Annotated in this window: 25 protein-coding genes, 1 pseudogene and 1 riboswitch; of the genes and pseudogenes, 8 read left to right on the forward strand and 18 right to left on the reverse strand. The window is 62.4% G+C overall.

Going from position 1 to position 25963, the window contains the following annotated elements:
* Position 1 precedes the first annotated feature (1 nt).
* Positions 2 to 982: a bifunctional riboflavin kinase/FAD synthetase gene (locus AC0V7N_RS27665; protein WP_475451376.1), complete on the reverse strand. Its 981-nt coding sequence runs from the start codon at positions 980 to 982 to the stop codon at positions 2 to 4.
* A gap of 6 nt (positions 983 to 988) precedes the next feature.
* Positions 989 to 1849 carry a TIGR01459 family HAD-type hydrolase gene (locus AC0V7N_RS27670; protein WP_475451377.1) on the reverse strand — a complete coding sequence of 287 codons (861 nt, stop codon included), beginning with the start codon at positions 1847 to 1849 and terminating at the stop codon, positions 989 to 991.
* A gap of 297 nt (positions 1850 to 2146) precedes the next feature.
* Here AC0V7N_RS27670 and AC0V7N_RS27675 point away from each other — a divergent pair, with 297 nt between their 5' ends.
* Both AC0V7N_RS27675 and AC0V7N_RS27680 read left to right on the forward strand, forming a co-directional pair.
* A complete protein-coding gene (locus AC0V7N_RS27675; RefSeq protein WP_496627412.1) occupies positions 2147 to 4090 on the forward strand; it encodes a pilus assembly protein TadG-related protein in 1944 nt (647 codons plus the stop codon).
* Between the two features lie 198 nt (positions 4091 to 4288).
* A complete protein-coding gene (locus AC0V7N_RS27680; RefSeq protein ID WP_496627413.1) occupies positions 4289 to 6274 on the forward strand; it encodes a pilus assembly protein TadG-related protein in 1986 nt (661 codons plus the stop codon).
* Between the two features lie 206 nt (positions 6275 to 6480).
* Here AC0V7N_RS27680 and AC0V7N_RS27685 read toward each other — a convergent pair.
* Positions 6481 to 7251: pseudogene (locus tag AC0V7N_RS27685) on the reverse strand (IS5 family transposase).
* An 87-nt stretch (positions 7252 to 7338) separates the two neighbouring features.
* On the opposite strand from AC0V7N_RS27685, the gene AC0V7N_RS27690 reads away from it, so the two are divergent.
* Positions 7339 to 7971, forward strand: coding sequence for a LysE family translocator (locus AC0V7N_RS27690; protein ID WP_475451379.1), 633 nt, complete (start codon positions 7339 to 7341; stop codon positions 7969 to 7971).
* 65 nt (positions 7972 to 8036) lie between these two features.
* On the opposite strand, the gene AC0V7N_RS27695 is transcribed toward AC0V7N_RS27690, so the two are convergent.
* Positions 8037 to 8861, reverse strand: a complete 825-nt coding sequence (locus AC0V7N_RS27695) for a DUF2189 domain-containing protein (RefSeq protein WP_475451380.1) — start codon at positions 8859 to 8861, stop codon at positions 8037 to 8039.
* 303 nt (positions 8862 to 9164) lie between these two features.
* Here AC0V7N_RS27695 and AC0V7N_RS27700 point away from each other — a divergent pair, with 303 nt between their 5' ends.
* The 3 genes from AC0V7N_RS27700 (at position 9165) to AC0V7N_RS27710 (ending at position 10970) form a co-directional block, all read left to right on the forward strand.
* Positions 9165 to 9569: a pilus assembly protein TadG-related protein gene (locus tag AC0V7N_RS27700; RefSeq protein WP_496627414.1), complete on the forward strand. Its 405-nt coding sequence runs from the start codon at positions 9165 to 9167 to the stop codon at positions 9567 to 9569.
* Positions 9566 to 10378: a pilus assembly protein gene (locus tag AC0V7N_RS27705; RefSeq protein WP_496627415.1), complete on the forward strand. Its 813-nt coding sequence runs from the start codon at positions 9566 to 9568 to the stop codon at positions 10376 to 10378. The genes AC0V7N_RS27700 and AC0V7N_RS27705 overlap by 4 nt, the downstream gene beginning before the upstream one ends.
* Before the next feature lie 79 nt (positions 10379 to 10457).
* The gene (locus AC0V7N_RS27710) at positions 10458 to 10970 is read left to right on the forward strand and encodes a CAP domain-containing protein (protein ID WP_475451382.1); all 513 of its coding nucleotides are present in this window, start codon (positions 10458 to 10460) and stop codon (positions 10968 to 10970) included.
* Between the two features lie 87 nt (positions 10971 to 11057).
* Here AC0V7N_RS27710 and AC0V7N_RS27715 read toward each other — a convergent pair whose 3' ends face one another.
* The 9 genes from AC0V7N_RS27715 to AC0V7N_RS27755 form a co-directional block, all read right to left on the reverse strand.
* Positions 11058 to 11567, reverse strand: a complete 510-nt coding sequence (locus tag AC0V7N_RS27715) for a 2OG-Fe(II) oxygenase family protein (protein WP_496627416.1) — start codon at positions 11565 to 11567, stop codon at positions 11058 to 11060.
* Positions 11543 to 12037 carry a 2-oxoglutarate and iron-dependent oxygenase domain-containing protein gene (locus AC0V7N_RS27720; protein ID WP_496627417.1) on the reverse strand — a complete coding sequence of 165 codons (495 nt, stop codon included), beginning with the start codon at positions 12035 to 12037 and terminating at the stop codon, positions 11543 to 11545. The genes AC0V7N_RS27715 and AC0V7N_RS27720 overlap by 25 nt, the downstream gene beginning before the upstream one ends.
* A gap of 116 nt (positions 12038 to 12153) precedes the next feature.
* The gene (locus AC0V7N_RS27725; RefSeq protein ID WP_475451384.1) at positions 12154 to 13686 is read right to left on the reverse strand and encodes a DHA2 family efflux MFS transporter permease subunit; all 1533 of its coding nucleotides are present in this window, start codon (positions 13684 to 13686) and stop codon (positions 12154 to 12156) included.
* Between the two features lie 309 nt (positions 13687 to 13995).
* Entirely contained in the window at positions 13996 to 15174 is a 1179-nt protein-coding gene (locus tag AC0V7N_RS27730; RefSeq protein ID WP_475451385.1) for an HlyD family secretion protein, read from the reverse strand.
* Positions 15171 to 15650 carry a MarR family winged helix-turn-helix transcriptional regulator gene (locus AC0V7N_RS27735; protein ID WP_475451386.1) on the reverse strand — a complete coding sequence of 160 codons (480 nt, stop codon included), beginning with the start codon at positions 15648 to 15650 and terminating at the stop codon, positions 15171 to 15173. The genes AC0V7N_RS27730 and AC0V7N_RS27735 overlap by 4 nt, the downstream gene beginning before the upstream one ends.
* A 137-nt stretch (positions 15651 to 15787) precedes the next feature.
* Positions 15788 to 16837, reverse strand: a complete 1050-nt coding sequence (locus AC0V7N_RS27740) for a FecCD family ABC transporter permease (protein WP_475451387.1) — start codon at positions 16835 to 16837, stop codon at positions 15788 to 15790.
* Entirely contained in the window at positions 16837 to 17784 is a 948-nt protein-coding gene (locus AC0V7N_RS27745; RefSeq protein ID WP_475451388.1) for an ABC transporter substrate-binding protein, read from the reverse strand. Before AC0V7N_RS27745 ends, AC0V7N_RS27740 begins: the two co-directional genes overlap by 1 nt.
* 44 nt (positions 17785 to 17828) lie before the next feature.
* Positions 17829 to 18617: an ABC transporter ATP-binding protein gene (locus AC0V7N_RS27750; protein ID WP_475451389.1), complete on the reverse strand. Its 789-nt coding sequence runs from the start codon at positions 18615 to 18617 to the stop codon at positions 17829 to 17831.
* Positions 18598 to 19008: a DUF1636 family protein gene (locus AC0V7N_RS27755; protein ID WP_475451390.1), complete on the reverse strand. Its 411-nt coding sequence runs from the start codon at positions 19006 to 19008 to the stop codon at positions 18598 to 18600. Before AC0V7N_RS27755 ends, AC0V7N_RS27750 begins: the two co-directional genes overlap by 20 nt.
* A gap of 91 nt (positions 19009 to 19099) precedes the next feature.
* Positions 19100 to 19305: riboswitch (cobalamin riboswitch) on the reverse strand.
* A 224-nt stretch (positions 19306 to 19529) separates the two neighbouring features.
* On the opposite strand from AC0V7N_RS27755, the gene AC0V7N_RS27760 reads away from it, so the two are divergent.
* Positions 19530 to 19847, forward strand: a complete 318-nt coding sequence (locus tag AC0V7N_RS27760) for a substrate-binding domain-containing protein (RefSeq protein ID WP_496627418.1) — start codon at positions 19530 to 19532, stop codon at positions 19845 to 19847.
* Positions 19798 to 20631 carry a GyrI-like domain-containing protein gene (locus AC0V7N_RS27765; RefSeq protein ID WP_475451392.1) on the forward strand — a complete coding sequence of 278 codons (834 nt, stop codon included), beginning with the start codon at positions 19798 to 19800 and terminating at the stop codon, positions 20629 to 20631. The genes AC0V7N_RS27760 and AC0V7N_RS27765 overlap by 50 nt, the downstream gene beginning before the upstream one ends.
* A 55-nt stretch (positions 20632 to 20686) precedes the next feature.
* Here AC0V7N_RS27765 and AC0V7N_RS27770 read toward each other — a convergent pair whose 3' ends face one another.
* The 5 genes from AC0V7N_RS27770 to AC0V7N_RS27790 form a co-directional block, all read right to left on the reverse strand.
* Entirely contained in the window at positions 20687 to 21001 is a 315-nt protein-coding gene (locus tag AC0V7N_RS27770; RefSeq protein ID WP_475451393.1) for an antibiotic biosynthesis monooxygenase family protein, read from the reverse strand.
* 258 nt (positions 21002 to 21259) lie between these two features.
* Positions 21260 to 22195, reverse strand: a complete 936-nt coding sequence (locus AC0V7N_RS27775) for a bifunctional helix-turn-helix transcriptional regulator/GNAT family N-acetyltransferase (protein ID WP_475451394.1) — start codon at positions 22193 to 22195, stop codon at positions 21260 to 21262.
* Positions 22196 to 22256: 61 nt separating this feature from the next.
* Entirely contained in the window at positions 22257 to 23405 is a 1149-nt protein-coding gene (locus tag AC0V7N_RS27780) for a DSD1 family PLP-dependent enzyme (RefSeq protein WP_475451395.1), read from the reverse strand.
* Positions 23402 to 24703: a D-arabinono-1,4-lactone oxidase gene (locus tag AC0V7N_RS27785; RefSeq protein ID WP_475460517.1), complete on the reverse strand. Its 1302-nt coding sequence runs from the start codon at positions 24701 to 24703 to the stop codon at positions 23402 to 23404. Before AC0V7N_RS27785 ends, AC0V7N_RS27780 begins: the two co-directional genes overlap by 4 nt.
* Positions 24704 to 24708: 5 nt before the next feature.
* Positions 24709 to 25893: an MFS transporter gene (locus AC0V7N_RS27790; protein WP_475451396.1), complete on the reverse strand. Its 1185-nt coding sequence runs from the start codon at positions 25891 to 25893 to the stop codon at positions 24709 to 24711.
* Positions 25894 to 25963: the final 70 nt, after the last annotated feature.

Below are 25963 nucleotides of genomic sequence, written 5' to 3' on the forward strand. Positions count from 1 at the left end.
CTCAAAACGCGACGGCAGCGTCTAGGTCGGAGAGCGGCTGGACGCCGGCAAGGAGCGCCCTCGCCTCTTCTTCGTCGCGCTTCATTTGCGCGACCAACGCATCGAGCCCGTCGAATTTGATCTCGCTGCGCAGGAAGCCGAAGAACGAGACCTCGCAGGTCTCGCCATAGAGATCGCCGGAAAAATCGAAGACGAAGGTTTCCAGCAGCGGTGCGCCATTGTCGTCGACGGTCGGGCGGCGGCCGAAGGAGGCAACGCCGTCATGCAGCGTGCCGTCGGCGCGCCGAAAGCGGACGGCATAGATGCCCTCCTTGAGGGTGGCTTCCGCGGGAAGCCTCATATTCGCGGTGGGAAAGCCGAGCGTTCGTCCAAGCTGCTGGCCGCCGACGACCTCGCTTTCCACCGTGAAGCGATAGCCGAGCAGACCGGCGGCCTCGGCCACCTCCCCATCGCAGAGCAGAGCCCGGATCCGGCTTGACGAAACCACCTCGGCGCCCTCGTCGCGAAAAGCGTCGACAAGCGTGACGCCGAAGCCATGGCGTTCGCCGGCTGCCATCAGATAGGCCGGTCCGCCCTGGCGGTCCTTGCCGAAATGGAAATCGAAGCCGGTTATGGCGTGGGTAATGCCGAGTGTCCTCTCCAGCACATCGGTGACGAAAGCTTCCGCCGACAGCGAGGCGAAGTCGCGCGTGAACGGCTGCTCGACGAGCGCGGCGAAGCCCAGCAAGGACAAGAGCCGCGCCTTCATCGGCGGCGGCGTCAGCACGAACAACGGCATGTCGGGCCTGAAGACCTTTCGCGGGTGCGGTTCGAAGCTCAGCACCAGGGCCGGCACGTCACGCCGCACAGCCTCGGCCAACGCCCGTTCGAGCACCGCCTGATGGCCACGGTGGACGCCATCGAAATTGCCGATCGCGACAACGCCGCCACGCAGATCGGCTGGCAGCGGCGCGGTTGCCGAGAGATGCTGGAGGGCTACCATTGACACCTACTGCAGTCTGACCATGACGGCCACCGGACGATAGCCGTGCCGTTCCAGGAAGAGCCCGAGCTTTGCCGGATCCGGCCGGGATGCATCGCCGTAGTCGCGGGCGTGAATGCCGCCAGAGATATAGAGAACGTCGAAACCATTGTCCGCCGCGCCCTTCACATCGGTCATCATGCCGTCGCCGATGGCCAATATCTGAGAACGCTCTACCGGCCGGCCAAGCACCTCCGCCACCTCCTTCATCGCGACATCATAGACAGGCGCGTAGGGCTTTCCGGCGATCAGCGTGCGGCCGCCGAGCTGGGCATAGTCGCGCGCCAGGGCGCCGGCGCACCAGATGATCCGTTCGCCGCGCTCCACCATGATATCGGGATTGGCGCAGATGAACGGCAGGTTCCTGGCCCGCAATCGACGCAAAAGGTCCGCATAATCCTCAGGCTTCTCGACCTCGTCATTGAAAAGCCCGGTGCAGACGACGCCGGTTGCCTCGAATTCCTCGACGAGTTCGACATCGAGACCGTCATAGAGGGTCAGATCGCGCTCTGCGCCAATGTGGAAGACTTTTCGCGGACCTTCCGCGATCAGGTCACGGGTCACGTCACCCGAGGTCACCACACGGTCGTAGGTTGACGGCGGAACGCCGATTGCGCTCATCTGAGCCACGACATCGGCGCTGCGGCGGGGCGAATTGGTGATGAGGACAACGGGAATACCGGCTGCCCTTGCCCTGGCCAGTGCCGCCGCGGCCGCCGGAAAATGCCATTCGCCATTGTGCACCACGCCCCAGACATCGCAAAGAATTGCCAAATAGGTCTTCGAGACGTCTTCGAGCGAGCCGACGATTTCAGGCGAATCCGCCATGCGGTGTCCTTCAATATGAGCGTTGCGAGTGCCGCGGCCGACGGTTCGCCGCAACCGGTTCGAATTATCCGAACCGGTCCATGCTGTCACCAGCTTTCACCTGGAGATCGACGCGAAGACGCTCCTGTCCACCGACCGGCGCCATCTGTCGGCGGCCAAAAGCCGCGACTGGACAGTGTTTGGTTAACGCGCGTTGAAACGGTGGATCGATCTTGGACATATTACGGCAACCTGAAATTTAACGATTTATGACAATGTCCTCACGAACAATTGATTTCGCGGGGGTAACTCAAGGCAATGATCCGAAGATTCGGAAGCGATCGGCGTGGCAATTATGCGCTCATGACCGTCCTCGCCATGGTACCACTCATGGGTAGCCTGGCGCTCGGCATCGACTATACCGAGATGGTGCGTCAGCGACAGAACACCTTGAACGCCCTGGACGCAGCCGGCATCGCCACAGCCCAGCAGATCGTCGCTGGTGCCAGCGACGCCGACGCCAAGGCCTACGCCAAGAATTTCTTCGAAGCCAATCTCATGCATATCGATCCGGCCAACACCGCGCTGGCCGTGACGCTGCCCAACAACAACGCAGGCGGTGGAACACTGAAGCTTTGCAGCACCTTGACCTACAAGCCCTACTTCTCGCCAACAGCGAGAATACTGGCGGGTGGCGTCGGTGGTGCCAGTGACATCGCCTTCACCACATGTTCCGAAATTCGCCTCAAGAATACGTTGGAAGTATCCCTGGTGCTCGACAATTCCGGCTCGATGACGGAACTCGGCCATGGCTCCAACAAGGTTCGCTTCGACCTGCTCAAAGACGCGGCCAAGCAGCTGGTTGACCAGTTGGCGGGACAGGCCCAGTTGATGAAGCAGGTCAGCAAGCCGGTCCAGTTCAGCCTCGTCCCCTTCGCCGCCTCGGTGAATGTCGGCCCTGGCAATGCCTCGGCGTCCTGGATGGACACGACCGGGATTTCGCCGGTCCATCACGAGAATTTCGATTGGGCGTCGATGAGCTCGTCCTATTCGTCCACCAAATACGCGCAGAACATTGCCGGCGTCTGGTACGCCAAAGGCAGCGGCTGGGACGCGACCCAGAAGGACCTGCCGTTGACGCGTTTCTCCATCTACAACCAGATGAAGCGCGTTGTGACGGCGAGTTCGACGACGACGTCATGTACCGGCTTTCTTTTAAATCGGGTCTGCACGACGACGACGACACCGGCAACCTATGGCAGCGTTGCTTCCTGGGGTGGATGTGTCGAGTCACGGCCCTATCCCTACAACATCAACGACACCGCGGCGGCGACCGGGACGCCCGCGACGATGTTCGTGCCGATGTTCGCACCCGATGAAACTGACCTCACCGACAGCAACAACCCGGCGCGTCCCGCCAACAACAATTGGCTTACCGATGTGTCGACGGGCACGAGCGCGATACGTCAGCGCTACATGCCCAAATATTTCATCGATCCAGGCACCACGGTTACTCCAGCCTATGGCATGGATGCCGGCCCCAACACGAGTTGCAGCACCACGGCGATCACGCCGTTGACCGATGTCTCCACGACAACCGGCGCGAACGCGGTCAAGGCCGCCGTAGACGCCATGGCCGCCGACGGCGCAACCAATGTGCCGGAAGGCATGGCTTGGGGCTGGCGGACCCTTTCCAGCACTGCTCCATTCATCGAGGGCCGGGCCGAGACGGAAAGAGGCAATGACAAGATCCTGATCGTTCTGACCGATGGTGCGAACACGTACTACACACCAACGTCGGTGACGGCCCAGACCTACTCCGGAACCAACTGGGCCTATGGCGGCAACGACCTGGCGGGTAGCAAAGCCATCTATTCGTCGCTCGGCTACATCTTGCCTTTCAGCAGCGCATACACCTATGGCCGGCTGTTCCTTGGCACCAGCGACAACGTCATCAAGACCGACTATTCCAACGCCAATTACACCAAGGCGATGAACGAGCATTTCACCACGCTGTGCAACAACGCCAAAGCCGCCAACATCATGGTCATGACCATTGCGCTTGACCTGGATGCGACCAAGACGGCGGAAAAAACACAGATGGATGCGCTGAAGGCCTGCTCTTCGGATTCCCGCTTCAGCAAGGATCCAACCGATCCGAGCAAGCCGATGAAACTGTTCTGGAATTCGACCGGAGCGACACTCTCCGACGACTTCAAGGCGATCGGCAACGAGCTGTCCAACCTGCGCATCGTCAGCTGATCCACCGATCTCGCATATGAACGCCCTGCCCCGGCAGGGCGTTTTGTTTTGAACAGCATCGCGGCCGCTGCCCTTGCATTGGTTAGCGGTTGGTGAAGCGCCAGCCAAGCAATAGAGCGGTTTCCCAAACCCGTCCTTCAGCGTTTTGTGGAAAGCTGGCGACAATCGAGAATCCGCCGGCGGGGGCCGCTGCAAGACATGCATGAACTTTGGCGTCAGTTCCGCCGCGACAGACGCGGCAACTATGCTCTTATGACTGTTGTGGCGATGGTGCCGCTGATAGGCGGCCTGGCGATTGCGGTCGACTTCACGGAAATGAACCGTGAAAAGCAGATGGTGACGAATGCACTCGACGCCGCCAACTTCGCCACGGCGCGCCGGCTGACGGAAGGCGCGACCGACGACCAGCTGAAAGCCTATGCGCTCGACTTCTTCAATGCCAACCTGAACGATATCGATCCCGCCAGCGCGACGCTCAACGTCACCTTGCCGAGCAACACCAGCGGCGGCGGCCTGCTCACGATGACGGCGCAGCTTGCCTACAAGCCCTATTTCTATCCCGCCTTCGCCCAGCTCGTCGGCAAATCCGCAACCGATGCGAACCAAAGGATCAACTTCAACGTTACCTCCCAGGTGCGGCTGAAAAACACGCTGGAAGTTGCCCTGGTGCTCGACAATTCCGGATCGATGACCACGCTGGGCACAGGCTCGGGGCAAAAGCGCATCGATCTTCTCAAGACTGCGTCCAAGCAACTGGTCGACACGCTGGCCGCGCAGGCGGTCATGATCAAGCAGGTCGACAAGCCTGTGCAATTCGGCCTGGTGCCCTTTGCCGCTTCAGTCAATGTCGGCTCCGGCAATGGCAACGCGTCGTGGATGGACACTGAGGGCCTGTCGCCGGTGTCGAACGAGAATTTCGACTGGTCGACGCTGAACGCGGCCAACAAATACGCCCAGCAAACCAACGGCATCTGGTACAAGCGCGGCACCGGCTGGGGCAGCGAGGAAGGCCAGACGCTGACCCGGTTTTCGCTCTACCGCGACATGAAGGTCGTCACCAACCATGAGCGTGTCGTCAACAGCAAGCGCGTGGTTTGCGACGAATACAATCCGAACAACACCTGCAAACGCAGCCACGACGAATATGACTACATCGATTCCTACGGTCCGTTCGCCAGCTGGCAGGGCTGTGTGGAGGCCCGGCCCTACCCCTACAATGTCAACGACACCCCTCCATCCGGCGGCTCGGCCAACACCGGCATAGGCGTCGGCGATCCGGCAACGATGTTCGTGCCGATGTTCGCCCCGGACGAGCCCGGCAATCACTGGAAGCTCACCCAGGATCCCGACGAAGCCGCGCCGGTGACCTATGGCGCGGTGAACAGCTGGTGGAATGACGATCCTTCGAGCAGCAGCGGTCAATCGCGGTTGCGCAACATGGCCAAATATTTCCAGCCGCGGCCAATCGATGCGCCGGCGCTGCCGACCGGCAACGGCCCGAACTACAGCTGCACCACCGGTGCAATCACACCGCTGACCGATGTCAGCGTCACCGATGGGGCCACCGCGATCAAGGCGGCGATCGACCTGATGCAGCCGAACGGCGGCACCAATGTTCCCGAGGGCCTGGCGTGGGGCTGGCGGGTGGTTTCGAGCGGCGAGCCGTTCACGCAAGGGCGCGCCGAAACGGAAAGAGGCAACGACAAGGTGGTGATCGTGCTCACCGACGGCGAGAACACCTATTATACGCCGTCCTCGCTGGGCTATTCGGATCCAGCCGGCTCGAAATCGACCTATGCGTCCTACGGCTATCTCAACCCCGGCTATAACGGCACCTCGGTCGGCCGCATGTTCATGGGCACGTCGAGCGCCATCGGTCAGTTCGACTATTCGAACGGCAACTATACGAACGCACTCAACGAGCAGATGGCAACGCTTTGCAACAACGCCAAGGCAGCCAACATCATGGTGATGACGGTGGCGCTCGACCTGTCGACGACCAAGGCCAGCGACAAGCTGGCGATCGCGGCGCTGAAATCCTGCTCGTCGGACTCGCGCTTCCGCAAGGACCCGACGGACCCGACCAAGCCGGCCAAACTGTTCTGGAATGCGACCGGCGCCAGCCTGTCGAACGACTTCAAGGAAATCGGCAACGAACTGTCGAACCTGCGGGTGGTCGGCTAACGGCTCCTCTGGCGCAACGCCTGGCGCTGCCAAGCCCTTGCCGCCGCCTGCCGTCACAGGCACATATCGGACGCTCGCGGGATCGCGCATCCATCGCGGCACGCTTAGAGTGTTTCACCGTTTCATGGAAACGGCGAACTGTTCTAACTCTTTTGTTTTGACGCAATTCCGGACGGAAAACCGTTCACACTTTTCCTGGAATTGCTCTAGGCCATAGACTCATTAAATCGGCACCAGATACGAAAAGAAGCGAGTTTGACGCTTGCAAGGAAGTTATCCGTCGCGCTTGTCGTATCGTGTGGCAACGGCTCGGAAGTGCTTGAGTTTGTTGAAGAAGCGTTCGACGAGGTTTCGAAAGCGATATAGCCACGGGCTGAATGCGGGGATATTTTTGCGGTTCGGCATCGGCTTGATGTTAGCCCAAGCGCCGCGTTGCTTGAGGCTGGCGCGCAATTCGTCTGCGTCATAGGCGCGGTCAGCAAGCAGAATTTGGCCGTCGCCCAAACCGCCCAACATCTCCCGGGCGCTGCGGCCGTCATGGGCTTGTCCCTCGGTCAGCTTGAGGGCGATCGGTAGTCCCTCGGCGTCAACGAGCGCATGGATCTTGGTCGTCAGGCCGCCCCGCGAGCGACCCACGCAACGGGATCGGCCATCTTTTTTTGGGCGTTTGCACCATGCTGATGGACGCGGATCGAGGACGAGTCGATCATTTGGATGTCCCCATCGTAAGCCTTTGAAACGGCATCCAGAAGCCGGTCCCAGACACCCGCTCGACGCCATCGGTTGAAGCGGTTGACGCAGGTCGTGTGCGGCCCGTAGCGTGCCGGGATGTCTGCCCATGGCGCTCCAGTCCGAAGCCGCCAGAAGATGCCGTTCAAAACCCGCCGATCATCAACCCGCGCTACCCCGCGCACCTTGTTTGGCAACAACGGTTCGATAGTCGACCACTCGAAATCCGTCAGATCAAAACGTGCCATATCAAACCTCCTCAACTACGAAGGTTGAATCATTCATCGCACGTTTTGGGAATCCCCTTTATGGGTCTATGACCTAGGGGACGAACAATGCCCGATACCGCCAATCATCTTGCCTTCGCGCTGGTCTGCCTTGGCATGGTGCTGACGCCTGGCCCGAACATGATCTACCTGATCTCGCGCTCGCTGTCGCAAGGGCCGAGGGCCGGACTGATCTCACTTGGCGGGGTCGCGGTCGGCTTCCTATTCTATGTGGTTTCGGCGGCGTTCGGTATCACCGCACTGCTGCTTGCTGTGCCCTATGCCTATGACGCGCTGCGCTTTGCCGGCGTGCTCTATCTCTTGTGGCTCGCCTGGCAAGCCGTGAAGCCGGGCGGACGTTCGCCGTTCCAGGTGCGCGACCTGCCGAAAGACGGGCCGCGCAAGCTGTTCGCCATGGGCCTGATGACCAATCTGCTCAATCCCAAGGTGGCGGTGCTCTATCTGTCACTGCTGCCGCAATTCATCAGCATCGGCGAAGGCCATGTCCTGTCGCAGCTGCTGGTTCTGGGCGCGACCCAGATCACCATCAGCCTGACCGTCAATGCCATCATCGCGGTGACGGCCGGTTCGATCGCCACCTTCCTTGCCGGACGGCCATTGTGGCTGGTCATCCAGCGCTGGATGATGGGAGGCGTGCTGACGGCGCTGGCGCTGAAGATGGCGACCGACGCGCAACGCTGAGGGTCTCTAGTCGAGCATGATCTTTTCCCAGAACCGGTCCCCACTTCTGGGGATCATGCTTTAGCCTACATCGGCCGGCGGATCGGCCGGATCTGCACCGGCTCGATCACCTTGCGGTAGAGGTGCCAGGTGGCATGACCCAGGATCGGCATGACCACGGCCAGCCCGGCAAACAGCGGGATGGAGCCGATCACCAGAAGCACGGCGACCAGCAGCCCCCACAGCGCCATCTGCAGCGGGTTTGCCATCACCGCTCGGGCCGAGGTCTCGATCGCCGAGACGGCGCCGACATCACGGTCGAGCATCAGCGGAAAGGCGATCACCGTTGTCGCCAGCACCACAACGGCAAAGACGAAACCGGCCGCATTGCCAAGCACAATCAAGGTCCAGCCCTTGCCGGTTGTCAGCACGTCGCGGACAAAGGCGCCGATCGAAGCCGGCGGCTGGTCGCCGAACAGGCTGGTGTAGATCGATTGCGCGGTGAACAGCCACAGCAGGAACAGCGCAAACAGCATGATGCCGATGACCGCGATCGACGGCAGCGCCGGGGAACGACGCACATCCAGTGCGTGGCGCCAGTTCGTGTTCATGCCGAGCTCGCGCCGGCGGCTGATCTCGTAGAGACCGATCGCCGCAAAAGGCCCGACCAAGGCAAAGCCCGACATCAAGGGATAGACAAGCTGGATGGCATTGGAGCCCGAAGTCCACTGCGTCAGGATCAGGCCGACAACCGGATAGATCAGGCACAGGAACACGTAGTGGGACGGTTTTGCCCAGAAATCCTCGGCGCCGAGCTTGAGCGCGTCCCAGAGATCCGTCGTGGTGATGCGGCGCACCGTGGGCTGCACATGCATCCCATACGCGTCCGCCATGACATGAAAGCCGGCCATAACCATCCTCCCGTGTGTCGGGGCGGTCACCGCCGAGATGGCCGCCCGCAGCTGCCACTAGTAGATGTAGCACCATAGCCGATTTGCCAGGGGTTGTCGCGTTATCGATGACATGGATCCGTTCCTTGTTGCGCTCATCTCCGTGTCGACACTAATTTGACGCGCTCTGGCAGACATTCGGTTTGGTCAACCATTGCGCTGTATTTTAGCATTTACGTATTTTAGCGATTGCTTAAATTAATCATTGAGACCCCTAGCGTATCACCTGAGCTTTACAGGTTTGGGCGATGGGCGATGTTCAGATTGAAGGGCTTCTGGCCTTCGGAGCGCGGCAACTTTGCCATGGCGACTGCCATAGCGATGCTGCCGATAATGGTTGTCGTGGCCGGCACTATCGATCTGACGGGCACGAGCGACGACGCCGCGCAATTGCAGAACTCGCTGGACGCGGTCGGGCTTGCCGTCGTCACAAAGTACCTACCCAGCATGACCGCAGGTGATGTCCAGGGGGTTGGGCTGACGTTCTTTGCGGCCAATATGAGCGTTGCCGACCAGCAGGAATATGCAGACAGCGTCTCCGCTTTTTCGGCAACCGCCAGTGGCGACCCGAGTGCCTATTACATCTCGCTTTCGTCCAGCATCAACCGTCCGAGCTTCATCAATGGGGCGACCCCTGGCCAGCTCACCGCTCGGCCACAGTCAAGATGAACCCCGGTGCGCAGGCCTGTGTGCTGGCCCTCGATCCACATGCGTCGGCCGCCGTAAGCCTGCAGGGCTCGACCGATGTCTCCATGAGCAGCTGTGTGATCGCGGCAAACTCGGACGCGTCCGATGCCGTCAGCAGAGGCGGTTCCGCGCAGGTGTCGGCGGGTTGCGTCTCAACCGTCGGCGGCACTTCCGGGCTTTTGCCGCCCAGCGCCAATCTCACCCGCGGAGCCCCGCTCGAACATCAATATGCGTCCTTCGATCCTCTGGCGGACGTCGTCCCTCCCCCCTACACGTTGTGCCAGCAGGTCCCGAACGGCAAAACCTATACGCTGTCGCCCGGAACCTATTGCGACAATACGTTGTCGGGAAACATCACGCTCAATCCGGGCGTCTACATCTTGCGCGGCGTAACGCTTAAACCGGGCGGCAACGGCAGCCTGACTGGCCAGGGCGTGACCATTTTCCTCATGGAGGGCGCGCAGATCTACATAAATGCCAATGAACAGGTGAACCTTTCCCCGCCCACCAGCGGTCCCTACGCCGGCATCACCATTTTCGAGAATCACGGCAACACATCGGCCTTGACGCTGAATGGCGGCGCAAATTCCGTGATCAGCGGGTTCGTCTATGCGCCTGACGCGGCCATTTCCTTTGCCGGCAACTCAGATATGAGCGGTCAGGGCGACTGTCTGAGGCTTGTCGGCCTGACCGTGCAAATGACCGGAAACTCATCCATCAAAACCGACTGCACGGCAGTGTTTGGAAATCGCGAGATGTATGCCAGCCGCCTCATCAAGCTTGTGAACTAGGCGGGTAATCACCCTTTCGATCTCAGATTTTCACCACCCTGCCCGGCAAAAGCCATGATCGCGACTATGTCAGGCAGGTATGACAGCTGAAAAGATTGAAATACGTCCAGCAGGCCTGAGCAGGCGCACGGTGCTCAAGACAGCCGGCCTCGCAGCCATTGCCGTGCTTTCCGCCTGCAGCACCGTCTCTGTACCGACGGGCGATGGCGCAGGCGTCTCGTCCTCCGCCACGGCCACTCTGGCGGGCTTGCGCGCGACGGCCGGGCTCGGCCCGCTGACGCCGGACACTCAGCTCGAGCAGGCGGCGCTTCAGCAGGCCGGCTACATGGCATCGCGGGAGCGTATGAGCCACACCACGGGTTGGGGCAAGGATTTCGCCTCGCGCATGAAGGACAATGGCGTGCGGGGCGCTGCGGCTGAGAACATCGCCGAAGGCCGCTTCGACCAGCAGAAACTGTTCGACATCTGGATGCATTCGCAGGGCCACCGGCGCAACATACTCGATCCGGATTTCAGCCGCTTCGGGCTCGCCTACGTCCGCGACGGACGTGACCCCAACCTGCGCTATTGGTCACTGGTTCTCGGCAGGTAGCGTCACACAGTTTTGGGCGACATGCAGTTTCTTGTTTGATGCATGTCGTTATCCCGAAAACCGCTACGCACTTTTGGGCGAAATGCATTACTTCGTCGTCGCCTTGAATTTTCCCATCAGATAGGGGCCGGAGCGCACCGGTCCGTATTTCGGCGCCTCGCCGTCGGCGAGACAGGCGTCCAGCACCTTGATCTCGGCGTCCCAGTTCGGCTGGTGGAAGAACGCCATGGATTGGCGCCGGTTCTTGCCGCCCTCTTCCGCTGGGGGATTGACCACGCGATGCACGGTAGAGACCCAGCGGTCGTTGGTCCAGCGCGCCATCAAGTCACCGATGTTGATGACGAAGGCTCCCGGGATCGGCGGCACTTCGGTCCATTCTCCGTCCGGCGTGATGATCTGAAGGCCGCGCGATCCGGCCTGCGGCAACAGGATGGTCAGGCTGCCATAGTCTGTGTGGGCGCCGGCGCGGATCTGGCCGGGTTTGGGCGCGACATGCTGTTCGGGATAGTTGAGCGCCCTGAGCGCGCTGATCGGCGCATCGAGATAGCTGTCGAAATGATTTTCGGGCAGGCCTAGCGCGGTGGCGAAGACCCGCATGATGCGCAGCGCCAGATCCTCGAGCGCCGCATAATAGGCTTTCCAGGCGTCGACGAATCCGGCCGGCGCTTCGGCCAGATCGTTTGCGCATAGCAGAAGGCCAGCGCCTCGGGATCGGCCATGCCTTGCGGCACGCTGAGGGGACCGCCGTTGAAGCTCTCCTTGAGGTCGGGTGGTGTGTCGACGTTGCGGGATTTGGCCAGTGCTTCGAGTTCGGGGCCGAGATAGCCGTAGGGATAACCCTTGTAGGGCGCCTTCGAGCGCTGCTTTTGCTCCGGCGGCAGATCGAAGAAGGCGCGGGCCTTTGACCACGCCGCATCGATCACCGCCTGCGGAATTCCATGGTTGGTCACAGCCAGGAACCCGGTGTCGCGGCAGATGCGGTCGACCTCGGCGCCGAGCGCTCTTTTCTCCTCGGCGCCGGAGCTTTCGAACTTATCGAGATCGAACACCGGGAATGTCGTCTGCATCGTTCTTGCATCCAGCCTGTCAACGAAACGATGCAGTCAGGTTTGGCCATGAGCTAGGACCAACCGACCCGGCAATTCTAGTCCATCTGCGCGGCAAGCACATGCCTGCCGCGGGCCTAGTCCATGTGCACGGCAGGCCCGCTGCCGGCTGGCGCGGCCTTCGGCTTACGCAGCAGGAAGACAAACGGAATGGCAACCAGCGTCATCACCATCAGGATTTTGAAGTCGTTGATGTAGGAGATCATCATCGCCTGGAGATTGACCATGCGATCGACCTCCGACAGCGCCATCGGATCGCCGCCCGCGGCCGCCGGCGAAACCGCCCAGAGGTTGGGATTGAACGGGTTGATGAAGGCTGAAAGCTCGGCGTGGTTGATCTGCGTGTTGCGCACCAAAAGCACCGTCACGACCGAGACGCCGATCGATGAGCCAAGATTGCGCACCAGGCTGAACAACGAGGTTGCGTCGGTGCGGTAGCGCGCGTCAAGCGTGGCGAAGGCAACCGTCGACAGCGGCACGAACACCATTCCCATGCCCAGGCCCTGGATCGCACCGGAACTGAGGATCAGCCAGTTATCCATCTGTGGCGTGAAGCTCGCCATGGTATAGAGCGACTGCGCGGTCAGCAGAAAGCCGATGACGACGAGAATTCTGGCGTCGATCTTGTTCATGAGCCGCCCGACGACGAGCATCGAAATCATCGTTCCGATACCGCGTGGACCTATGACGATACCGATGGTGACAGTCGGATAGCCGAAAATGGTCGACAGCATTGGCGGCAGCAGCGACATCGAGGCCAGGATCAGCACCCCCATGACGAAGATGAACGCCAGGCCGGTCACGAAGTTCCGGTCGAGGAATATCTTGGGGTCGATAAAGGGATGTTCCGCCGTCACTGTGTGAATGATGAACACCCAGAAACCGGTGATGGCCAGGCCGAGTTCGATCCATATCTCGACCGAGGAAAACCAGTCGACCTCGCCGCCGCGATCCAGCATCAGCTGCAGCGCGCCGACGCCGAGCGATATCATGGCAAAGCCGAAGAAATCGAAGCTGCGCACGCGCCGGGCAACGGCCGGCAGATAGGCGGCCATGCCAAGGAAGGCGACGATGCCGACCGGCAGGTTGATGAAAAACACCCAGCGCCAGTTGAAATTGTCGGTCAGCCAGCCGCCCAGCGTCGGGCCCAGGATCGGTCCCAGCATGATGCCGGCGCCCCAGATGGCCATGGCCTGCCCGTGACGCTCCTTGGGGTTGATGTCGAGCAGGAAGGTCTGCGACAGCGGCACGATGGCGGCGCCGAACACGCCTTGCATCAGCCGGAACAGCACAATGGTTTCAAGGCTCCATGCCAGGCCACACAGCATGGAGAAGACGGTGAAGCCGACCACGGTCGTCAGGAACAATTCCTTGCGGCCGAAGCGGTCGGCGAGCCAGCCGGTGACCGGCGTCATGATGGCGGCGGCGACGATGTAGGAGGTCAGCACCCAATTGATGTTGTCGGGAGAGGCCCCGAGATCGCCTGTCATGGTCGGCAGCGCGACGTTGGCGATGGTGGTGTCGAGCGCCTGCATGACGGTCGCCAGCATGAGCGCAACCGTGATCAGGCCGCGATGCGGCACTTCCTTGAAAGGTTCTGGCGTGCTCATGATGCGGAACTTCCAGCAGGTAACAAAAGCGTGTACATAGGGTTTCCGGGCGGCAAAGCCTTCCGTTAAGAGACCTTCATCGCGGTGGGACGCGAGTATCGATGTGGGGGTTACATCGACCGAAAGTCTCTGATGAGCGGATGCCTGCCGCCCGGAAACATGAGGACCGACGGGTCCGTGTCGAAGATTTTCAGCTTTCGGCCAGGCCGCGGTGCGGCTCGAACCAAGCACTGATCCTTTCCACCCCTCCCATCAGACCAATCCTGCTGTCCGCTTCCACCCGCTGGTCTGCGCGGGCTTCCGCCGATTTTACTGCGCGGCCTCGCCAGCCGTGGCGTGACCGAATATGGCGGGAAAACCACGGGCAACGCCGGTATCGACGGTGACGCTGGCGCTCATGCCGGTCCGCAGCGCCATCTTGGCGTCGGGATCGGTCAGTTCCAGGCGCACCGGGATGCGCTGCGTGACCTTGACCCAGTTGCCGGTGGCGTTCTGGGCGGGCAGCAGCGAAAATTCCGCGCCCGTTCCCGCACCGATCGCCTTGACCGTCGCTTCGAAAGTCCTGCCCGGATAGGTATCGACGACGATCTCGGCCTTCTGGCCCGGCTTCATGTTGGTAAGCTGGGTTTCCTTGAAATTGGCATCGATCCAGGTGTCGTCGGTCTCGACCAGCGAAAACAGCGGCGTGCCGGAGCCGACGAACTGACCGACCTTGAAGGAGGAGGCCTGGGAGATGACGCCGTCAGCGGGCGCCTTCACCGTGGTCTGCGCCAGGTTGTAGGCAGCCTTGTCGCGCGCGGCGAGTGCGGCCATCACGGTCGGATGCTTGTCGGTTTCGATGTCAGGGTTGCCGCCGAGCGCGGCCTTGGCACTGATGATGCCCTGCTGGGCAACGGCGACCTGCTGCTTTGCCTTGTCGAGCTCGTTGCGGGCCTCATCCAGCGACGATTTGGCGTTGATGCCTTTCTGGGCGAGGTCGGCGGCGCGGTCATATTGCGACTGGGCGTAGTCGACCTCGCTGCTGGCGGACTTTTCCTGCGCCGTCGACTGGCTGTAGGCAGCGCGCAGCTGCTCGACATTGAGGCGCGCGCCGGCAACCGCGGCGTCGGCCTGGGCAAGCGCGATCCGGTAGGGTTCGGGGTCGATGGTGAACAGAAGGTCGCCCTGCTTGACCATCTGATGGTCCGATATGGCAACCTGGACGATGCGGCCGGCCGTATCCGAGGCGATCGACACCTTGGCCTGCTGCAGATTGGCGTTCTCCGTCTCCTGATAGCGTCCGCCGGTCACCCAGACGTAGCCGCCACCGATGATCAGGGCGGCCGGCAGAGCGAACATCAAAAAGAAGCGGCCCATGCGGCGCTTCTTCTTCGGCGCCGGGACCGGTTGTACGGGAGGAGCGACCGCGACAGGGGCGACAACCGGCTTGGCCGGCGCTTCCATCTCCACCTTGGCGGTGTCTTTTTCGACCTTGGCTACCGCGTTCATGCTGCTGCGCCTTTCGCAGGCTCGACTTTTTCCGAGGACGCGGTATCGCCGTCCCCGAGATTCTGCGCCATCGCATCGAGCGCCCTGATCAGGACGCGACGGTCCTCCGGCGAAACGCCGACAAGCGATTCCTCATAGACTTCGCCGGCGAGGCTCTTGACCTCGGCATAGGCAGCGCTCGCCTTGGCGGTTGGGAAAATCATGCGCACGCGGCGGTCGGCGGCGTCGGCGCGGCGTTCGATCCAGCCGCCCTCCTCCATCCGGTCGACAAGACGCGAGACGCTGATCGGCTCGATTTCGAGCAGTTCAGCGAGCCGGGCCTGGGTGACGCCTTCCTCTTTGGCGACACGCACCATAAGCCGCCATTGCGCGGACGACAGGCCAAGCCCGCTGGCGCGCGTCTCGAAACGCTTGCGCAGCAGACGCTGCACGTCGTGGATCAAAAATCCCAATCTGTCTATGCCATCTGAAACCATGAGCGGTATATATAATAAGCGTGCTTATTATTCAAGCCGCGGCGTTGTGTATGACGCCGCGCAACGCGATCGTGGTTGGCGATCGGTGAGCGCCATGACCCCTTGGAAGACAGACGGACCGGGAGAACCAGCCGTTTTCACAGGCGGTTTCGCACGACCAGCGTGACGACAAAGAAGGCGCCAAGCGAGCTGGTGATGATGCCGATCGGCAGTTCCTGCGGCGGCAGCAAGGTCCGCGCCAAGAGATCGCTTGCCAGCAGGAGCACCGCTCCGAACAACGCACAGCTTGCGATCAGGCGCAGATGCAAGGGACCCGCCAGCGGCCGCGACAGATGCGGGATCATCAATCCGACAAAGCCGATGACGCCGGCGACCGAGACGAGAATTGCCGTCGAGAAGGCGGCAACGAGAAACGTCGTCCTGCGCATCCGCGCCACCGGCACACCGAGGCTTTCGGCAGCACTTTCGCCGGCCAGGAAGGCGTCCAGCCTGCGGTGGTTCCACAACCCATAGGCCGCGATCGTGCCGGCCCCCAAAGCACCCAGCCAGACATTATCCCAACGCGCCAGCCCGAGCCCGCCCATCGTCCAGAACAGCACCGAGTGGGCCGCGCGCTGATCGCCGGCAAACACCAGATAATTGGTCAATGCCGTGAACAGGAAGGAGACGGCAAGGCCGGCAAGGATCAGCCGTTCCGGCCCTTGCCCCCTCACCCGCGCGACCAGCAACAGGACAATGCAGGCGGCCAGTATGCCGCCGGTGAAGGCCGCGACCGGCAAGGTCCAGATGCCAAAACTGTCGCCAAAGACGGTGATGACGGAAACCGCACCAGCGGCAGCCCCCGAGGACAGGCCGAACAGGAAGGGATCGGCGAGATCGTTGCGGGTCACCGTCTGCAGCAGTGCGCCTGTTATGCCGAGGCCGCCGCCAACACACGCCGCCAGGATCGTGCGCGGCAGCCTGAGATCGACGACGATCTTGCCGACGGGACCCGACACCTGGTGTTCATTCAACCCGACGGCATGGCCAAGGGCGGCAATGACGTCGGTCAGCGGGATCAGTGTCGAACCATAGGCGATCGACAGCAGCACGAGAGCGGCGACCGCCACCGCGCCCGCCGCCATCGCCAGCGCGAATGCCTTGTGCCCTGAAAGCGCGCCGGATTCATGCCCAGGGGCAAATAGCATCAGAACGCTTCCGGATGCATCGCCTTGGCGATCTTGGCGATCGCTTCGATGTTCGCCGGTCCGGGTGTCAATTCGGCATAGCGCAGCGCCACGAAGCGCTCGTTCTTGACCGCGTCCGTCTCCTTCATCGCCGGATGCGCTTTCAAAAAATCGAGCAATTTCTTGTAGCCGCCGCCATCCTGGTAATCGAGCAGGATGAGGAATTGCGGATTGCGCGACGCCACCGTTTCCCAGTCCGTATTGCCCCAGCTGGTGTCCAGGTCAGCCATGATGTTGTCGCCGCCGGCCGCCGTGATCATGGTGCTGGGAATAGCGAATTTTCCGGCGGTGAATGGCTTGTCCTCACCGGAATCATAGAGGAACACCCGCGTCCCCTTGGCGTTGCCGACCTTGGCGGTGATATCGGCCAATTGCGCCTTCCAGTCTGAGACGAGCTTTTCCGCTTCGGCATCCTTGCCAAAAATCTTGCCCAGCTTTTCGACGTCGCCATACAGAAGGTCCATCGAGGCGGCAGGCCTGGTTTTGTCGAGATGGACGCAGCTTTCAGTCAGCACCAGCGTCTTGATGCCGTGCGGGGCGAGCGTGTCGGGGGTCACGTCACCGCCCGGCTTCATGCCATAGTACCAGCCGGCGAAGAAGAAATCGGGCTCGACCGCGACGAGGTTCTCGAGCGTCGGGTATTTGGGCGCCAGTTCCGGGATGGACCCCTGCTCGGCCTTGAATTCTGGGCCGACCTTATACCATCCGGTGATGCCGGTCAGGCCGATGATCGACGGCTGCAGCTTCAGCGCGAAGGCCATCTCGGCCATGTTGAGATCGTGGATGACGGCGCGCTTGGGTGGCGCGTCGAAGGTCAGCGGTTTGCCGCAGCTATCGACCGTGACGGGAAAAGCGAAGGCTGTCGAGGCCAGCAGCGAGAGGACGAGCGACAAAGCGAGACGTTTCACGGATTTTGCTCCTTGGTTGAACAGGGTCGGATGAAGGGTTTTGGTCAGGACGGCGGCGCGGCACGGTTCGGAACATCGAACACGGTCAGTTCGCGATCCTCGGTGGGATGGCGCAGGCGAAACACGTCGACGCCGAAAATCTCGCGGATCAACTGTTGGGTCAGCGCTTCGCGCGGTGCCGCCAGCGCATGCAGCCGGGCTTCATGCATCACCGCGACCCTGGTGGCGAAGGGCGCCACCAACGCCAGATCGTGCAGCACGGCGATCACCGTCATGCCGAAGCCGGCCACAAGTTCGAGAAGCTCGCCGCGGGCTCGCGGGTCGAGATGGTTGGTCGGCTCATCGAGGAACAACACTTTCGGTTGCTGTGCGATGGCGCGCGCCAGTTGGGCGCGTTGGCGTTCCCCGCCCGACAGCGAGCCGATGCTTCGGCCAAGCAGCGGCAACAGTCCGGTCCGGCGCAGCGCGTCCACGACAATGTCGCGTTCCTCGCTCCGGCGCCTCAGGCCGGCATGCGGGACGCGGCCAAGCTCGACATAGTCGATCACCGCCAGCCGCGGATCCGGCTGGTCGGTCTGGCCGACGACGGCGATATGCAATGCCCGTTCGGCGGCTGAAATCCTGTCCAGGCGGCGCCCGCCAAGCTTCACCTCACCCGAACTTGGCCTGAGCATGCCCGACAGCATGCGCAGCAGCGTCGTCTTGCCGGCGCCGTTGGGGCCGATAATGGCGAGGCGATCACCAGCGGCGACCGACAGGCTGACCGCATGGACCAGAGCCCGGCCATTTGCCGTCGCGCCGAGGTCGCGCGCTTCAAGGAGCGGCGTTGTCATCGGCCGTCCCCGCAGGCTTGGCCGGTGCCGGGATGCGGGCCAGCGTCTTGCCGGCCAGCCGCGGCGGACGTTGTCCGGAATTGCACCAGCCGTCTGCCAGCGACGCGTAGAGCCTGGCAAATCGCACGAGATCGCCGGCGTCGGCCTCGGCGTCGATGGAGCCGAAGAGATAGGCGGCCTTGCCCGGCGCCCGGAAGGCTACCGTCAGCGGCCGCGCGCAGCCCGCCATGCATTCGACGCCTTCGATCGCGAAGCCATGCGCCACGGCGGGGTCATGGTGAGCGGAGAGCCGGGAACGCAAATCGTTGCACAAGGCTTCGCCCGACCTGACCCCGGTCGGGACGTCACGGCAAAGCGTGCACACGATGATGCGATGGATGAAGCCGTCCAACTTTCCGTCACTTTCCAAAACTGGCGACGGAAGGATGTTGGCGAGCCGGCCGACAAGACCGACGTCCACGTTTCCTCCCGGCACACCCCGTCCGGTCAACTCAGTGATGGCAGGTCTCCTGGCTCGCGGGTCTCGGCTCAATCCTGCCTTCCCAGCCTTGCCGGCCAGTGGCATGTCGGATCTTGCTCACCGCTTACAGTTGCGGGGGCAGCCACGGTCTCGACCTTTGAGGGTCTCACCGTGTTCCCTTTTCACCCCTTGCCTTTCGGCGCGGGGACCATCACCGGGTCATCGTAGTTTTGCCCCGGGCGCATCGCAACGATTCTTTTCGACTGAACCTGTCACCATCTCGGCACCCGCAGCCTGCGGCCTGATCAGAAAGGGGCGTGCCGCATCTCCATCTGTAATGTAATAACAGAACCTATAAAGCGATATCCTCTGCCGCTGTCAATCCCCTGTCGCGAGCCATTGCCGGCTTCGACGATCTCGAGTGGGCAGACTATTTCGAACCTCGGCTGACGTTGATCGCGCAACCCTGCAACGAGATCGGCCACAGGGCCGCGCAGATGCTTGTCGAACGGATCAACGGATTGACCGCCGCGCCGCGCTCCATCAGGCTGAAATCAACGCTTGTCGTCAGAGATTCTGCGCCGCCCCGGCCGTTTCCTGATCTGCGGCTGCGGCGAGCGCTTCCCGATCATTGCCGCGCTGATTGCACGCCACGCGCAATTTCGATCAAACTGGCCATCGACGCGGTCAGTAATGTCAGCGCGCCAAATGCGAGGAGCCATGAACCCGACCGAGAAAGCGCTGTGGTTTGTCGAGAGCCATCTGCCTGAGGCAATCTCGCTTGACGACGTCGCCCAAGGCAGCGGCGTGTCGCGCTTCCATGTGACGCGCGCCTTCGGCGCCGCCACCGGCCGCTCGGTGATGGGTTATATGCGCGCGCGCCGGTTGACCGAGGCGGCGCGCAGGCTGGCCGGCGGGGCGCCCGACATCCTCTCGGTGGCGCTCGACGCCGGCTACAACTCGCATGAGGCTTTCACCCGGGCCTTCCGCGATCAGTTCGGCACCACGCCGGAACTGGTGCGGGCGCAAGGTTCGACCAAGACCCTCGACCTCGTGGAGCCGATCCTGATGGACCAGTCCCTTCTCGCCAACCTCGAACCGCCACGCTTCGAGACCAGCCGGCCGTTCCTGATCGCGGGGCTCGGCGAACGCTACAGCTGCGAAACCAGCGCCGCCATTCCGATGCAGTGGCAGCGCTTCGGCCCCTATATCGGCAACATTCCGGGCGAGACCGGCGACGTTGCCTATGGCGTCTGCGTCAATGGCGACGACGCGGGCAATTTCGATTACATCGCCGGTGTCGAGGTCTCGGACTTTTCCGACCTTCCCAGGGAATTCAGCCGTGTGCGCATACCGGCGCAGAAATATGCGGTGTTTTCGCATCGCGAACACATCTCGACCATCCGCCGCACCGTCAACACGATCTGGAACAAATGGCTGCCCGCCTCCGGGCACGAAATATCGGACGCGCCCGAATTCGAGCGCTATGGCCCGGAGTTCGATCCGCGCAGCGGCAATGGCGGGCTGGAGATCTGGATACCGGTGAAGTCATAAGTACCGAGCAGACCGTACCTTGGCATGTGGCCAAGGCGCGGTCCGCCGCTCCGCCTTACTCCACGGTGAGAGCGACCTCATAGAGGCCGGGATGGGCCTGACCCAAAGCCTGGTTGCGATCGAGAAAACCGCTGCTGCGCAGATGCTCGAAGACCCGCCGCATGGCCGCTTGGTCCTGCGCCTGGGCGTAATTGACGACACGCGTGCCGTCGAGACTTCGGTGCAGGCTGGCGGACATCCAGCCGGGAACGCTGCGGCAACTCGTTGCCGCCTCCTGCAGTAGGTCGATCAACGCCTGCTGTCCGCCTTCGGGCACGGTGAAAACATTGATCTGAGTGATGATGCCGGTGTCGGCGCGAATGATGGGCATTCTCTCTTCTCCTTCGTTGGCGCCTGGCAAACGAAGGAACGCCGATCCGCGAAAACCCCGAACGCCAAGCCGGGCGTAAAAGCACGCCGTGGGCTTGCCGTGGGTTCCCATATGGGATGGGAACGGAGCTTCCAACCGGTGGAAGGGAGCGGGCTTACCGTTTGCCGCTCCAGGGTCCTTTTCGACCCGCGTTTCATAGCATCGGCGCAAACGACCAACAACCGCGCATCACCAAAACAGGCCCCGGACAGGGTTTGCCTAGAGATCGAGATCCCAGTTCTGGCCAACCAGATCCTTGCCGAAGGAATGGTGAGGCTCTTCCTCGATCAGTTTGAAGCCGGCCGCCTGGTAGATGTGCCGGGCGGCGGTCAGGATGTCGTTGGTCCACAAGGTCAGCGTCTTGTAGTCCTTGGCGCGGGCAAAGCCGATGCACTCCTCGACCAGCCGCTTGCCGATACCGAGGCCGCGCGCCGACGGTTCGACATAGAGCAGGCGCAGCTTCGCCACCTGATCCGATTTGCGCACGACGAAGACCGAGCCGACGACCTCGCCATCGCGCTCGGCGATCCAGCTGCGCTCCCATTTCGGGTCGAAGGATTTGACGAAGGCCGCCAGGATTTCGGCGACCAGCGCCTCATAGGTTTCGTCCCAGCCATAGTCCCGCGCGTAGAGCATCCCTTGCCGGCGGATGATCCAGCCGATGTCGCCGACCTGCAGCGGCCGCAACAGATAGGGGATTTTCGGCTCGGCGCCTTCGCTCAACAGCGCCTGGACCGTGCGCATGGATTTCACCAGCCGGTCCTGCTCCGACGCGGGCAGCCGATCGAGCAAGGCCGCGACCTGGTCGTGCGAATCCTTGTTCAGTGGCGCGAAGGCATTCCGGCCCGCCGGCGTCAGCGCAATCGCCGATTGCCTGGCGTCCGAAACCAGCGTCGACCTGGAGATCAGGTGAAGGCGCTCGAACTTCTTCAGCAAACGGCTGACATAACCGGCGTCGAGGCCGAGATCGCGTCCAAGGTCGGTCGCGGTCAAACCGTCGCGATGCGCCAACTCGTAGAGCACGCGCGCCTCGGTTAGGGAAAAGGCGCTTTTCAGCAGCCCTTCGTCGAGCAGCCCGATCTGGCGGGTGTAGAAGCGGTTGAAAGCCCGCACCGCATCGATCAGCTCTTTGTTGGGCGCATGGTGAATCGTCATGGGCATCTCCTGTTTTTGCAGGATCAGCCATTTACTTGACGCAGTCAACTATCTAACTTGATCACATCATCGGCAACACCGGCCAGCGATCGACGATCCTGCCGCCGGAAAGCACCGCGATCGGGCCGAATTGCTGAAGCACCACCTCGCTCTGCGTCGGCCGCAGGAACGCGTAGTCGCCCGGCTTGGCCATGCTTCCGGTGGGCAGGCCCATAAATTGCTGGTTGGAGGACTGGCCGAGCAGGCCGTTCGTCTTCATGCCTTCGGGAAAGACCGGTTCGGCCATCCATTTGCCGCCATAGAGATAGCAGCCCTTGCGGGGAAACCGGCCGAGCGCCTGCAGCAGACGGGAAACGGCCCGCGGACCCGGCAGCATCGGCTCGACCACTTTCAGGATCGGCGTCGCGATGAAGGCCGCCGGCTGGAAACCTTCGAGACCAGTTGTGTCGAAATCGCTGGGCAGCACGAAGGCCGACCCCATCGACACTTCATTGGCAGCGCCGCCGTGATGGAGCAGCGCGGTCTTGCTGCCGCCAATGTTGAGGATGCGGCGCTGGTCGGCGCCGAGACGAGCAACGAAAGCGGCGGCCCGTTCCGAGGCTTGCGCCAACGCCTTGGCCGGGCCGCCGAACAGGCTAGGAATATGCGGCGCATGCGCCTCATAGGCCATGACGCCCTCACAGCGCAGCCTCTTATGGGCCGACAGCACCTTCAACGCCTGCGACAAGGCCTCCGGCTCGGCGAGGCCGCCGCGATGCAGCCCGACATCGATCTCGAAGACGATGCGCAGTTCCGTACCGAGCTCGGCAGCGAGAGCGCCATATTCCGCCAGCCTCTCCTGCGTATCGATCAGCCAGCAGACGCGCGACCAGGCCACATCGCCTCTGGAAAGCACCGCCCTTGCCGCGCTGACCGGCATCGGTTTGCCGTAGAGCAGATTCGCATCCGGAAACGCCTCCAGCACCGCCGCGCTGATCGGCGGATGGAAGGTCATGAAGCGATCGGCGCCGAGCGTCTTGCCGATATGCGACAGCAGCGGCAGGCAAGCGAGCGACTTGTCGACCAGCCGTACGGCAAGGCCGGGGTCGAGCCGCTCATTCACCAGGGCAATGTTGCCATCCAGGCGGTCGCGGTCGAGCAGCAGACAGGGCTGGAAGATGCCGGCCTGCTTCAACGCCTCCGAGAGCGTGGCGAAATAGGCGCTGCTCATCGTTCGATGCCAAAAGGACTGGGCTCGATGCCGAACAGGCCGGCCATATAGGGCGAGACGAAGCGGTTTTGCGGATCGATGTCGCGGCGCACCGCCATGGCATCGTCCCAGCGGGGGTATAGCTTCTTGAAATCCGCCGCCTTCAGGCTGTGCATCTTGCCCCAATGCGGCCTGCCGCCATATCTGCGGAAGATCGGCTCGGCCGCCTGCATGAACGGAAGCGGATCGCTCGCCGCATCATGGTGGATGGCGATCGAGCAGGTCGGCCTGTTGTAGAAGGGCGAGAGCCAGAACTGGTCGGCCGCGACGCTGCGCACCTCCATCGGGAAATAGACTTCGGGAAAGCGCTTTTCAGTCAGCTCGATGATCTCGGCCAGCGCCTTCGGCCCTTCCTCGAAGGGAAGGTGATATTCCATCTCGTTGAATTTGGTCTGCCGGTCGCTGGCATAGACGTTGAGCCAGTCCTGCACATAATCCTCGGCCGGCACTTTCGCGACGGCACCGAGGATCAGCCGCCGGCGCAGCGACGGCAGCCAGGCAAGCCCGGTGCGCAGCCGACGCAGCGTGCGCAAGGAGCCCTCATCATCCTCGGTCGGGCGCGCGGTGGTCGCCTCGGTGCTGAAGTCGCTGGCGATGAACTGCGCGTAGCCGGAAAATGGAATGTAGTAGAATTCGGCCGAGCGGTGCGCCGTCATCATCGTCTCGAAGTCGCGCAGCATGTCGGCGATCGGCAGCACCCATTTGCGGCGGCGCAGCCGGTAGGTCGGGATGTTGTTCAGCGTCACTTCGCTCAAGACGCCGAAGGCACCGAGCGCGACGCCGATCGCGTGGATCGTGTCCTGATCCCCTGCCCTGGTGAAGTCGCGGACCTTGCCAAGCCCGTCGACGATCTGCACCGTCTCCAATTGCGTGTGATAGGCGCCGAGCGTCGGTCCCGAGCCATGGGTGGCGGTTCCCAGCGCGCCGCCAATCGCCTGGCGGTCGATATCGCCCATATTGGGCAGGCCCTGGCCGATACTTTGCAGGATCTGCATCAGCGAACCAAGCCGCGTCCCGGCCCGCACGCGCGCCTGATGCCTTTCAGCGTCATGCGAGACCAGCCCTTCCAGTCTCTCCAGAGACAGGATCGTGCCCTCGGACTTCACCAGCGGCGTGAAGGAATGACCAGCGCCGACGACGCGTACCGGGCCGGGCGCGGTGCGAATGAGATCGCCGAGTTCGCCGGCATCGGCGGGACTGGCGATCAGCCGCGGCTCGGCAGTGACAAAACCTGACCAGTTGCTCCAGATGTTCGACATGGCGCTCACGCAACAACCCGGCGACGCCGCGCCACGAAGACAAACAGGCCAAGGAGTGCCACGCTGGCCAGAGCACTGCCGGCGGCGAATTCCGGAACCGGGCGAAAATCCTTGCCATCGATGAGCAGCGACGCGGCAACCGGCCCGATCGCCAGGCCAAAGAGCTGCGCGGCCGGCACCAACAGCACGGCCGTGCGTGCCTCATCCGCGGTGATCGCCAGCCGGATCTGGTAGGGCACGATGAACAGCAGGATAAAACCCATGACCAGGGCTGCGACCCAGAACGTGGTGAGGCCAGGTCCGCTGGCGAGAACCAGCGAACACAAAAGCGCCACCACACCGATCACCACAATGGCAATGCGATAATCGATACGCGCCTCGAACACGGTCGCCGTCATCGCGCCCAGGACCTGTACCGCGAGGCTGGCCGAGACGATCAGGCCGACGGTGCGGCCATCGATGCCGAATTGGGCGCCAAGCGGCTCCAGGAACGCCCAGACCGAGCCGAAGAACATGAAGTAGCAGAAGACGCACAACAGTGCGGTGATCGAAGGAACCGTCAGCACATTGGCCAGGTTCTCGTCCTTCGGCAGATCAGCGTAATCAGCGGGGACAATGAAGGCGACGAAGAGCGACAGGACGCAGACGCCCGCGAGAATGAGGAAGCCGCCAGCCGAGCCGGCGGCCGGGATGACATAGAGCGCCAGCAGCAGCGCAAGCGCGCATTGCGCCAGCGTCTGCATGGTGACGAAAAAGCCGCCGATGCGTTCGGCCCGCCGCGAACGGGCGATCAGTTCGGTGGCGACCGCGACCAGGCCGCCTTCGGCAAGACCGGCCAGGGCGCGTGCCGCCATCAACGTGTTGGCGCCGGCGGCATAGGCCGTCCAGACATTCGCCAGCGCCAGCAGGAGCAGCAGGATCGCACTTTTCCAGCGCATGTTGTGGGCGGAGAGCAGCATCGCAACGATCGCCGAGCCGATCGCAATGGCGATCATCTCGGCGGTGGCGACCAGTGCCAGTTCATCGCCGCTGACATGGCCTTCGGTGTAGAGGGCGCCGAGCAGGACGGGCTGCAGACCGAGAATGAGCAGGCCGACCGACCCGATCCACAGAGCGGAGGCAAGCTGTCCGCCGGTCGGATTGCCGACCAGCCAATCGCCGCTTCCGGTATGCGCGTCACCAGATGCCAAAGCCGCCTCCCAACGTCCCTTGCCGGATCGCAAAAAAGCTGACAACCTGTCAGCATTTCAGAAACTGATA

Source organism: Mesorhizobium kamtschaticum (assembly GCF_056174585.1).